The sequence below is a fragment of the Polyangium sorediatum genome (assembly GCF_029946465.1).
Taxonomy (GTDB): Bacteria; Myxococcota_A; Polyangia; order Polyangiales; family Polyangiaceae; genus Polyangium; species Polyangium fumosum.
Genome location: NZ_JARZHI010000033.1, coordinates 65,193 through 76,707 on the forward strand (window position 1 = coordinate 65,193; position 11,515 = coordinate 76,707).

An 11,515-nucleotide genomic window follows, 5' to 3' on the forward strand; every position below is an offset into this window, starting at 1 on the left:
CCGCTCCGACAAGCGGAGCTACGCCCCCAACCCCCCATCAACCGTCGATGAGCGTATCGAACAGCCCCACGCCGCCGGCGGTGAACACCGTCCCGAACACGCCCATCAGCGCGAGGTAATCGAAGAGCTCGCTCGTCTCGGCACCGCCGAAGAGCTCGCGCGTGCCGGCCACGGCGGCGAGCAAGGTCGGCGCGAGCAGCGGAAAGAATACGCTCGCAAGTACGAGATCCCTCGCCCGCGTGCGCACCGTCATCGCGCCGAAGAGCGTCCCCACCGCGGCGATCCCCGGCGTCGCGAACAGCGCGATCAAGAGGAGCCCGGGCCCCATCCGGATCAGATCGACGGAGAAGAGCAGCGCGCTCACGGGGACCACGATCGCCTCCACGAGCCCCACGAAGATCGCCACGCTCACGGCCTTCCCCGCGAAGATCGCGCCGCGCGACACGGGCAGGACGAGCAGCCCCGCGAGCGCGTTCTCCTCGCGCTCACGTTGCCATGTTCGCCCGACGGCGAGCACCGAAGCGAACGCGACGGAGACCCATATCACCCCGGGCGCCACGCCTTCCGTTGCTTCTTGTCCTGCGAAGAACGCGAGGGACGCGATGACGGCGACGAGCACGGCGAAGAACCCGCTCGTGGTCACGATCTCGCCCGTGGACAGCTCGATGGCGAGGTCCTTCCCGGCGATGAGCGCTGCTTGCTTCAGGAATCGTTTCACGTGCGAGCTCGGAGCCGAGGGTATACACGCGTTGGCCGAGCATGCGGCGGGCGAGCACGCCGAGGCCGACAATCGCTACGAAAAATGCTACAGCGCGGGCGCCATGGCACAAGGCAAGCCTCGCGTTCGATTCGCCCCCTCTCCCACGGGCTACCTCCACATCGGCGGCGTCCGGACTGCGCTCTTCAACTGGCTCTGGGCGCGCAAGACCGGCGGCACCTTCGTCCTTCGTATCGAGGACACCGACCAGGAGCGGAGCACGCCGGAGAACGAGGCGATCATCCTGCGCGAGCTGCGCTGGCTCGGCCTCGGCTGGGACGAAGGCCCCGAGGTCGGCGGCGAGCACGGCCCGTACCGCCAGATGGAGCGGCTGCCGCTCTACCAGGAGTACGTGGCGAAGCTCATCGCGGCGGGCGCGGCCTATCGTTGTTATTGCACGAAGGAAGAGCTCGACGCCCAGCGCGAGGCCCTGAAGGCCCGCGATCCGAAGGCCCAGTTCCGTTACCCCGGCACCTGCCGCGACCGCACGGGCCCGGCTCCGGATCGCCCGTTCGTCATTCGCTTCCGCGCACCGAGCTCGGGCGCCGTTACCTACCGTGATCTCGTCTTCGGCGAGGTCGTCACGCCGAACAACACGCAACAGGACGCCGTGCTCATGCGTGCGGACGGCGTCCCGCTCTACAACCTCGGCGCCGTCATCGACGACATCACCATGGGCATCACGCTCGTGGCGCGCGGCCGTGATCACATGATCAACACGCCGCCGCAGATCCTGCTCTACCAGGCGCTCGGCGCGCAGGTGCCGCAGTTCGCGCACCTGCCGATGATGCTCGCGCCGAGCGGCGAGAAGCTCTCGAAGCGGTACGGCGCGGTCTCCGTCGGCGAGTACCGCGAGCGCGGCATCTCCGCGGTGGGCCTCCTGAACTACCTCGTCCGCTTCGGCTGGTCCTTCGGCGACGAGGAGATCTTCTCGATGCAGGACCTCGTCCAGAAGTTCAGTTGGGAGAATTGCAGCAAGGCGGACGGCAAGTTCGACACGAAGAAGCTCGCGGCCATCGCGTTCGAGCAGCTCAAGTCCCCCGCGCTCACGCCCGACGACGTGTACCTCGACAGCACGCTCCCGTTCCTCGAAAAACGAGGCTTCTCGGGCGTCGATCGCGAGGCGGTCCGCGCGATCCTGCCGCTCATCCGCGAGCGCGCGCAGACATACGCTGACGCGGCCGACGCGCTCGACTACTTCTTCCGCGATCTGCCCGTCTACGACGAGAAGGCCGTGAAGAAGTTCCTCGTCGCGGACAAGGCCCCGCACCTCAAGGCCGTGCGGGATCTCTTCGCGTCGATCGACGATTTCTCCGCGAAGAACCTGGAGGCTCGGTTCGGCGAGCTCCTCACCGAGAAGAAGCTCGAGATCAAGGACGTGGCGCAGCCCGTCCGCGTCGCGGTCAGCGGCCGGACGGCGACGCCTGGGCTCTTCGACGTCCTCGCGCTTGTCGGCAAGCCGCGTGTCCTTGCGCGCCTCGATCATGCGCTCGGCTTGATCGCCGCTTCGTCCGGGGCCGGCTGAGCCGCCATGTTCGACCTCGCCTCGACGCTCCTCGCCGCGGCGGCGGGCCCGGGCGCGCGCGCCGCGCCGACGCTCTTCGAGACGGCGACCAAGGCCCTCTTCCCCGTCGCCGCGTACATCGCGCTCGCGCCCGTCCTCTGGTTCTTCTTCCGCGGCACGTGGCGCGAGCTCGACGTCGCGGCGCACGAGCACCAGCGCAAGACGCTCGCCGCGGGCACGTACGATTACCGGCCTGCGGTGCTCTTCGTGACCACCGCGCTCGTGCTCACGCTCCAGGAATACTATGGCGGCCGTGATTTTTATGAAAATCACCTGAAGCCATTCTTGCGCGAGCTCGAAAAGCAGGGCGGATTCGGGATCGATCTCCGCAAGTGGAACGAGCTCTACGGCTACGGCTGGTGGGCATTCACGCGCGTGTTCGGGTACGTCGCGGTGCCCATGATCATCTGGAAGATCTGCTTCCGGAAGGACAGCCTGTTCGACATGGGCCTACGGGTCCGCGGCTTCTTGAAGCACGCGTGGATCTACGGGCTTTGCCTCGCGGTCGTGGTCCCTGCGGTCGTGATCGTCTCGCGGTCCCCCGATTTCGGCACGTATTACCCGTTTTACAAGCAATGCTCCCGCTCGTGGTTCGACCTCGCGATGTGGGAGATGATGTACTTCGCGCAGTTCTTCGCGCTCGAGGTCTTCTTCCGGGGCTTCTGGCTCTCGGGGTTGCGCACGACGCTCGGCTCCGGCGCGATCTTCGCGATGTGCGTGCCTTATTGCATGATTCATTATGGCAAGCCGTACCTCGAAGCGGCCGGCGCCGTGGTCGCGGGCATCGCGCTCGGCTCGCTCGCGATGCGCACGAAGAGCATCTACTCGGGCTTCCTCGTGCACGTGACGGTGGCCCTGCTCATGGATCTGCTCGCGCTCTCGCATCGAAACGCGCTGCCCACGTCGCTCTGGGGGCCCTGAACGCTCCACGGGAAGCTTCGGCCCCCCTCGTCGGTTCGGCCCCGGATGCCGCCGCCCGATCGTGTGCTATCCTGGCCTCGCTTGGCCGCCTCTTCGCTCACCTCTGCGCGCGCTGCCGTCGGCCTCCTCGGCCTCGGGGCGGCGTTGCTTCTCGTCCCTGGTCACGCGCGCGCCGACATCTATACCTACACGGACGCGCAGGGAAACGTGCACGTCACGAGCCAACCCGTCCAAGCAGGAAAATCGGGCGGGAAGATGGATCGAATCACGAGCGGAGACGGAACCAAATCGCGCAAGAAGGCCGCGCAGCTTTTCACGGTGTCGATGCCGAGTGATCGATCGCCGGAGCGTTTTGGACGGTACGACACGTGGATCCGGGAAGGCGCGCGTCTTTATCGTCTTCCGGAGGAGCTGATTCGCGCGATCATCAAGTGCGAGAGCGACTTCGATCCGCGCGCGGTCTCGCCCACGGGCGCGCAGGGCCTGATGCAGCTCATGCCGGCGACGGCGCTGCGAATGCAGGTGCGTGACGCCTTTGATCCTCGCGAAAACATCCTCGGTGGCACGCGTTATCTGCGGGTGCTCGCGAACATGTTCAACGGCGATCTCGAGCTCACGGTCGCTGGCTACAACGCGGGCGAAAATGCGGTGATGAAGTACCAGGGCATCCCACCCTACGAGGAAACGCAAGGGTACGTGGGCTGCGTGGTGGGGCATTATCGCAGCTTCAAAGCCGCGCGCGCGCCGCAGGCGCCCGAAGACCCCTGACCCGCTCCCCCCATCGACCGCTCGCGCAACGCAGCGCAGCAATCGGGAGGCACCGCCACTCGCTGGAGACCCCGCGGCCGCCCCTGTGCTAAGATCGCCCCTTCCTGCGGGTTGCACGGACGCCCGATTGTTCTATATGGCGCTCGTCAGCCGGGCGAGCCCGAGGGCCGCCGCCATAAAAAACCCGCTTGGGGGCGAACCATGACTGCCCAAAGCCTCGTCGAGCTCAGCAAACGCACCTACGAAATCGTACCGCTCAAGCCCCCGGTCGAGCCGGCGCGGCTCGAGTACAAGAACTTCAAGGAAGCGCCGGACTGGCGGAGGATTCCCGCCTATGCCGACGTCACCGAGGAGCAATTCCTCGATCATCGCTGGCAGTCGAAGAAATCGATCACCCGGCCCGACAAACTGCTCGAAGCCCTGCGTGATCTCGTCTCCGAGGAGTTCATCAAGGACGCGACCGAGGGCTTCGCCCGCGCGCCGATGAGCGTGCGCGTCTCGCCGTACCTCCTTTCGCTCATCGACTGGAATGACCCCTATCGGGATCCGCTGCGCACCCAGTTCATCCCGCTGAAATCGCGCTTCTTGCCGGATCACCCGAAGCTCGGGCTCGACTCGCTGCACGAGCGCGCGGACGCGCCCGTCCCGGGGCTCACGCACCGCTACATCGACAAGGCCCTCTTCCTCCCGCTCGATACCTGCCCGGTCTACTGCCGCTTCTGCACGCGGAGTTATGCCGTCGGCATCGACACCGAGGAGGTCGAGAAGACCCACTTCAAGGTCGACGAGGATCGCTGGCGGGCCGCGTACACGTACATCTCCTCGCGGCCCGAGCTCGAGGACATCGTGGTCTCGGGCGGCGACGCGTACAACCTGCGGCCCGAGCAGATTCGCTCGATTGGCGAGACGCTGCTCGGCATGACGAACATCCGCCGCATCCGCCTGGCCACGAAGGGCCCGGCCGTGATGCCGCAGAAGATCCTGACGGATAACGAGTGGATCGACGCCGTCACGTACATCTCCGACCTCGGCCGCAAGCTGCACAAGGAGGTCGCGGTCCACACGCACTTCAACAACCCGAACGAGATCACGGGCATCACGCGCGACGCCATGCAGAAGCTCTTCGAGCGTGGGCTCCGCGTGCGCAACCAGAGCGTGCTCATCCGCGGCGTCAACGACGACCCGGAGACGATGAAGCTGCTCGTCAAGCGCCTCGGCCACCTCAACGTGCAGCCCTATTACGTGTACGTGCACGACCTCGTGAAGGGCGCCGAGGATCTACGCACGACCGTGGCCACGGGGGAGCTCATCGAGACGCACGTGCGTGGCTCGACCGCAGGGTTCAACACGCCGACCGTGGTCGTCGACGCCCCCGGCGGCGGCGGCAAGCGCGACGTGCACTCGTACGAGTTCTACGATCGCACCACGGGCATCAGCATCTTCGAGAGCCCGAGCGTCAAGCCCGGCCAGAAGTACCTGTACTTCGATCCGGTCGATCGGCTGCCGGACGAGGGGCGCGCCCGCTGGGCCGACCCGCGCGAGCATCAGGTGATGATCGACGAGGCGATGCGCGCGATCTCATGATCGACGCAGCAGCGTGAGCACGAAGGGCTCTGCTCGGACGAACCGGGCAGAGCCCTTTTGGCTACGACGAGCGGCTCTTCTTGACCTTCGGCCGGTCCTCCGGATCGGCCTCGTAGTTCGCCACCGCCTGCTCGAGCTCCTTCTTCACACGCACCACGAGATCCGGGGGCTCGAGCACACGCGCCGTCTCGCCGAAGCCGAGGACCCACGAGGTCAGCTCCGTCATGTCGCCGATGTCGAGCGACAAGCGCACGCCCCCGCCTTGCAGCTCCTCGATCACCTGCGACGGGTGCACCTTGCGGGTCCGTACGAAGTCGGCGACCTTCGCGCTGAAGTCGATCACCACGTGCGTCGACGCGCCGCCCGACCAGATGCCGAACGTGCCCTGGAAGTAGTCCTCGACCCGGAAGTCCGCGGGCAAGTCGAAGCGCTCCGTCGTCGCGCACTCCGTGTCGCGCATGCGGTCGAGCAAGAACGTGCGGATCTCGCCGCGGCCGGCGTGCAAGCCGACGCAGTAGATCGCGTCCTTGTAGAGCACCATCGCGTAGGGATGGATGACGACCTTGTCCTCGCGCCCGTCCTTCGCGCGCCGATACCGGCACTGGAGCGGCCGTAGATCGGCGACCGCCTGGAAGAGATCGTCGAGCGCCTCCGTGTGCGCCGCGTAGTCCTTCGGCGCGAACGGCAGGTAGAGGAAGCGCTCTTCGAGCCGCGCGTCAGCCACGCCCGCGTTCGGTCCGCGGCCAGGGCGGCGCGCGACGCCGAGGAGCTGCTGCGCCGCGAGGTCGATCTCCTCGTAGAGCGTCGAGCCGCGCATCGGCTCGAACAGGCGCCGCGCGGCGAGCAGCGCATACGCCTGCGTGCGGCGGACCTCGACGCGCCGGGGTGCTTCCCCGGGGGCGAGGCGCCAGAGCCGCGTCCCGCCCGGCTTGCTCGTGGTCGAGACGAGATCGAGATCCCGCCGCACCTCCGCGAGGTAGCGGCGCATCGATCGCGGCGTCACGTCGAGCTCGCGGGCGAGCTCGTAGATCGTCAGGCCCTTCGGGTGCCGCTGCAAGAGCGCGCGCAACGTGTCGAGGCGCCGGTGCTGCGTGAACGGGCCTTTCGGCCGGCCTCGGGGGCGCGTGGACGCAGCGGACGACGAAGCGCCTTGCGGGCTCGCTTGGGGCGCCCTCGCTTCGGAGGCCGCGGCGCGGCCCGAGCCGGCGAGCGCGGCGGGCGCGGCGCGGCGCGCGGAGGAGAGTGCATCGCGTCCAGTGCTCGAAGTGCCGGATCCCACGGTACGCACCTTCGTGTATCGCAACGCGCGCCTGCGGGAAAGCGCGTTCGTGGGTCTCCCACAGGCTTCGCTTGCGCGGGCCTCTTCGGGCGGGTTTTCCGGGTTCGTCCGGGTGCATGACCCCGGTTCGGGGCCGAGGCGCGAGCTTTCGCGTCGAGGGCTTGACGGCCGTGGGGCACCATGCCGAACGGCTGTCTTCTGAACTTGGGAAACTCGCGCCTTGCTGGATCGCGAGCTTGCGTGCGACCATGGACCGCTGGCGTGCGTACGTGCTCTGCGGTTCACCCCTGCCTTGGGGGAAGCGCGGGACACGCCCGACGCGGGTCAGCGGGGACAGGACACGATGTTCACCAGGGTTCGTACACTTCTTGGGCAACGCGTGGTGCAGGTGAAGGTCGGGGCGGCGCTCGGCCTCGCGGCCGCGGCGGTCGCAGCCGCGAGCCCCGCGCTCGCGGAGCCGGCGGCGTGTTTGTCGTTTGATCCTGCGGCATGGCCGGCGCCGTCGAAGCCCTATTTCATGGTGATGTTCGACACGTCCGGATCGATGACGTCCGCGGTCGCGGGCGCCGCGAACTCGTGCGGCTACGTGAACGACCGCCTCGGGCATGGCCGTTGCGCCATGAAAAACACCTTCCAGGCGTTCGCGGGGCAGGCGAATTTCGGGCTCGCGACCTTCGCGAAGATCCAGAAGGCCTGTGACGCGGCGTGTACGCCCGAGGCCTGCCTTCACAGCGACTACCCGAACTACACCCCCATCCCGGGGTGCGGCACGGAGCCCGCGGAGTGCGGCAACCCGCCCGTGGCCCAGCCGAACTCCGGCTGCCGCGACGGCGCGAACATCGTCGTCCCGCTGCTCGTCGACAACTATTATAGCCCGCCGTCGAATCCTTCGAACATCGGCGAGCTCCTCAAGTGGGTCGACAATGACTGCTCGGATCAGAAGGAGCTCTTCGCGCAGGGCAACACGCCGCTGAACGGCATGCTGCGCAGCGCTTACCGGTACTTCTCCGAAGGCTGGGCGAGCCCCGTGACGCCGGGCCTCGTGCACCCCTCGCCGCTCGGGAGCCTCGCGCAGGGGGAGCGGCCCTGTCGTTCGGTCAACGTCATCCTCGTGACCGACGGCGGCGAGAATTGCGATACCGTCGACGACGCGAAAGACGCCGCGGCGGATTTGCTCACAGGCTTCACGAAGGGCGGCATCGCCTGGAGCATCAAGACGTACGTCATCGACTTCGGCCAGGTCGGCTCGCAAGCCAACCAGATCGCGGCCTCCGGAGGTACGAGCGCGGCGCAAACCGCAACGAACGAGGCCTCGCTCAGCCAGGCCTTCGCGAACATCATCGCCAGCTCGATCAAGCCCGAGAGCTGCAACAACGCCGACGACAACTGCAACGGCTGCACCGACGAGGGCTTCGTCCACTACTGCAACAAGGGGCAAAGCTGCTGCACCTGGGCGACGCCGGCCCAGCGCGCGACCTGCCTCTCGACGTACCAGGGCACGATCTCCGCGGCCGATCCCGACGGTGATCTCACGAAGCTGCCGTGCACGACGGCGGCCCAGCAGCAAGATCCGACGAGCTGGCTCTGCTTCAACCCGAAGGAGACCTGCGACGGCGTCGACAACAACTGCGATCCCGAGGCCACGATCGACGGCGACCCGCCGAACACGGTCGACGAGGGCGTCTTCAAGTGCGGCAACCCCCTGCACTGCCCCGTCGCCGAGACCTGCAACGGCCAGGACGACGACTGCGACGGCCTCATCGACGAGGGCCTCGGCGCCTCCTGCACGTGCAAGCCCTCGCCCGAGGTCTGCGACGGTTGCGACAACGACTGCGACGGCATCGCGGACAACGGCATCCCCGCGATCGCCTGCGGCCTCACGACCCCGCAAAACTGCGTCGGCACGCTCTCGTGCAAGCCGCCGCAGGCCGTGCCCATCGGCACCTGCGTGCCGAGCGGTGGGTACAATACCTGCCAGAACAACCCGTTGACCGAGACGTGCGACGGCATCGACAACGACTGCGACGGCACGATCGACGACGGCGTCGCGCCGCTCGAGTGCGTGCCCGTCGGCACGCCGTCGAACCTGAACTACGGCCCGAACAGCCAGTGCAAGAAAGGCTTGCAGCCCTGCGGATCGAGCGTCTGCTCGGGCTTCGTCGGGCCGAGCGCCGAGATCTGCGACGGCATCGACAACGACTGCGACGGCACCGTCGACGAGAGCCCGTTCGGCGTGAACACGCCGTGCGGCGTGAACCAGGCGCCTTGCACGACGGGCCTCACGGCGTGCGTCAACGGCGCGCTCGTCTGCCAGGGCGGCACGCAACCCCAGGCCGAGGTCTGCGACGGCAAGGACAACGATTGCGACGGCTCGATCGACGAGACGCCGCTCGCCGACGCGCCGGCCGCCGGCACGAACGGCTGCTGGACGAACCCCGGCAATTGCTGCACGTTCGGGAACCTCACGTGGTGCCCGCCGCCCGGCGGGACTTGCAACGGCACGGGCACGCTCACGGCGCCCTGCAACACCGGCAAGCTCGTCTGCCAGGGCCTGCAGAAGTGGGTGTGCGCGACGCCGAAGGCCCCCGAGCCCGAGGCGTGCGACGGCCTCGACAACGATTGCAACGGCATGGTCGACGACGGGAGCATCGCCCAGGTCGGACAGCCCTGCGGCAGCGACACGGGCGAGTGCCAGATCGGCGCGCTCGCGTGCGCGGCCGGCGTGCTCGATTGCGTGGGCGACATCGGCCCCACGCAGGAGCTCTGCGACGGCAAGGACAACGACTGCGACGGCACGATCGACAACGGCATCCAGGCCGGCGGCGCGTGCACCGTCGCGTACGACACCACGCTCTACCCCGGCGATCGCAGCGCGGGGCCGTGCCAGCCGGGCGTCTATCAATGCGACGGGCTGGGCGGCTCGGCGTGCATGGGCGGCATCGGCCCCTCGCCCGAGGTCTGCGACGGCCTCGACAACGATTGCGACGGCAAGGTCGACGAGAGCGGCCCCGGACCGGACGGCATCGACGGCTCGGCGAACCCCGCCCCGCCGCCGGCCATAAACGTCGGCGATCCTTGTGGCTTGAATGTCGGCGTCTGCGCCGAGGGCAAGATTGGCTGCGTCAATGGCCAGCTCACGTGCATCGGCGGCATGGAGGCCACGGACGAGTCCTGCGATTGCGTCGACAACGACTGCGATGGCATGACGGACGAGCAGGATCCGGGCAAGACGAAGCTCTGCAGCGCGGGCAAGGAGTGCGTGAAGAGCGGCAGCTCCTGCGCGTGCGCCTCGCCTTGCAAGGGCGGCGAATTCCCCTGCCCGCCTGGGCAGAAGTGCGAGGACGTCACGAAGAGCGGGACTGGCGAAACGCTCGGGTTCTATTGCGTCCCCGACAATTGCGGCGATTGCTCGGTGAAGACGATCAAGGACGCGGCCGGCCACGTGATCTGCGCGCCTGCCGATACGCCGGCCGACGCGAATTGCAACAAGCCGCCCGTGTGCGTCTGCAAGGGCCAGGAGGGCTGCAAGGATCCTTGCGACGGCGTGAGCTGCCCGAGCGGCCAGGTCTGCGCGAACACCGGGCAAAGCCTCGGCAAGTGCGTGGTGGACACCTGCTACAACGTGCCTTGCCCCGGCTGCAACAAGGCGTGCAACCTCGGCTCCTGCGTCGACAACCCGTGCGTGCCCGGCGCTTGCCCGCCCGACGAGGTTTGCAAGCCGAGCGCCGATTTCACCACGTTCTCGTGCGTCTCGACCTGCGCGGGCGTCGATTGCGCGGCCGGCACGGCCTGCAAGGACGGCGCGTGCGTCCCGACCTGCGATCCTGCGTGCGACGGGGGTGAGGCCTGCGACACGAGCCAGACCCCGCCCGTGTGCGTGCAAAACAAGTGCACCGGGGCCTGCGCGAACGGCGGCTGCTGCGACCCGCTCACGGGCGCTTGTGGCAACTGTCCGTGCGAGGGCGTCCTTTGCCCGAGCGGTCAGGTTTGTAATGGCGGCCAGTGCGTCGATCCCATGGGCGGCACGGGCTCGAGCACGAGCTCGGGCGCGGGCGGCGCGGGCGGCGGCGGTCCGGGCGCGGGCGGCGGCGGCAGTACGACCGGCGTCGGCGGCACGGCCGGCGGCCCCGACAAGGGCGCTTGGGGCCTCGCGACGGGCGGCGGCGGCTGCTCGTGCTCTGCGGCGGGTGATGCTCGCTCGTCGACTGGCTGGCTCGCGCTCCTCGGTTTGCCCTTGGCGTTCCTTCGCCGGCGTCGCTCGACGCGCAGCACGAAGGCAGCCTGATCCCACCCTCCCATGACTCGTGACCGCGGCGGGGCTCGCCCTCGCCGCGGCTCCCTCCATCGTCACAGGGCGTTGCGTCCCTGCTGCATGCTTGCAATCCGTACGCTGCCTAAGTACGGACAGATTGTAGGCCACGCAGCACCAAGGGACACACCATGATTTGCGCAACCGTCGCCACGGCTTGTGACAGCGCGCCGGTATCTGCTCCCGAGAGTGACCAGGACATCGCCAGCGCCGAGCAACTTCTCTGCAGTGTCATTCACGACCCATGTACGCAGACCAGCGATTGCTGTGCAGGAGTCTGCAACGGCTCCTCGTGTTGTTACGCCAATGGTCAGACGTGCACGAGCAGTGGTC

At 67.9% G+C, this 11,515-nt stretch carries 7 protein-coding genes; 5 read left to right on the forward strand and 2 right to left on the reverse strand.

What is annotated here, in order from left to right; genetic code table 11:
* Positions 1-37: 37 nt before the first annotated feature.
* Entirely contained in the window at positions 38-718 is a 681-nt protein-coding gene (locus QHF89_RS29895; protein WP_284721097.1) for a heme exporter protein CcmB, read from the reverse strand.
* 103 nt (positions 719-821) lie between these two features.
* Between QHF89_RS29895 and gltX the strand changes: the two genes are divergently transcribed.
* From gltX to QHF89_RS29915, 4 genes are all read left to right on the forward strand, one after another.
* Positions 822-2,282, forward strand: coding sequence for a glutamate--tRNA ligase (gene gltX, locus QHF89_RS29900; RefSeq protein ID WP_136971102.1), 1,461 nt, complete (start codon positions 822-824; stop codon positions 2,280-2,282).
* Between the two features lie 6 nt (positions 2,283-2,288).
* Positions 2,289-3,242, forward strand: coding sequence for a CPBP family glutamic-type intramembrane protease (locus QHF89_RS29905; RefSeq protein ID WP_136971103.1), 954 nt, complete (start codon positions 2,289-2,291; stop codon positions 3,240-3,242).
* 81 nt (positions 3,243-3,323) lie between these two features.
* Positions 3,324-4,010, forward strand: a complete 687-nt coding sequence (locus QHF89_RS29910) for a transglycosylase SLT domain-containing protein (RefSeq protein WP_284721099.1) — start codon at positions 3,324-3,326, stop codon at positions 4,008-4,010.
* 201 nt (positions 4,011-4,211) lie between these two features.
* Complete coding sequence (locus QHF89_RS29915) at positions 4,212-5,594, forward strand: KamA family radical SAM protein (protein ID WP_136971105.1); 1,383 nt, start codon at positions 4,212-4,214, stop codon at positions 5,592-5,594.
* A 61-nt stretch (positions 5,595-5,655) separates the two neighbouring features.
* Here the strand turns inward: QHF89_RS29915 and QHF89_RS29920 are convergent, their stop codons facing one another.
* Positions 5,656-6,873 carry a helix-turn-helix transcriptional regulator gene (locus QHF89_RS29920; RefSeq protein WP_284721100.1) on the reverse strand — a complete coding sequence of 406 codons (1,218 nt, stop codon included), beginning with the start codon at positions 6,871-6,873 and terminating at the stop codon, positions 5,656-5,658.
* Positions 6,874-7,216: 343 nt separating this feature from the next.
* Between QHF89_RS29920 and QHF89_RS29925 the strand changes: the two genes are divergently transcribed.
* The gene (locus QHF89_RS29925; protein ID WP_136971106.1) at positions 7,217-11,158 is read left to right on the forward strand and encodes a MopE-related protein; all 3,942 of its coding nucleotides are present in this window, start codon (positions 7,217-7,219) and stop codon (positions 11,156-11,158) included.
* The last annotated feature ends 357 nt before the right edge of the window (positions 11,159-11,515 follow it).

Bases quoted from the DNA above. Each gene is read 5' to 3' on its own strand.
- QHF89_RS29915 (WP_136971105.1), top strand. From the start codon at position 4,212: ATGACTGCCCAAAGCCTCGTCGAGCTCAGCAAACGCACCTACGAAATC.
- QHF89_RS29905 (WP_136971103.1), top strand. From the start codon at position 2,289: ATGTTCGACCTCGCCTCGACGCTCCTCGCCGCGGCGGCGGGCCCGGGC.
- gltX (WP_136971102.1), top strand. From the start codon at position 822: ATGGCACAAGGCAAGCCTCGCGTTCGATTCGCCCCCTCTCCCACGGGC.
- QHF89_RS29925 (WP_136971106.1), top strand. From the start codon at position 7,217: ATGTTCACCAGGGTTCGTACACTTCTTGGGCAACGCGTGGTGCAGGTG.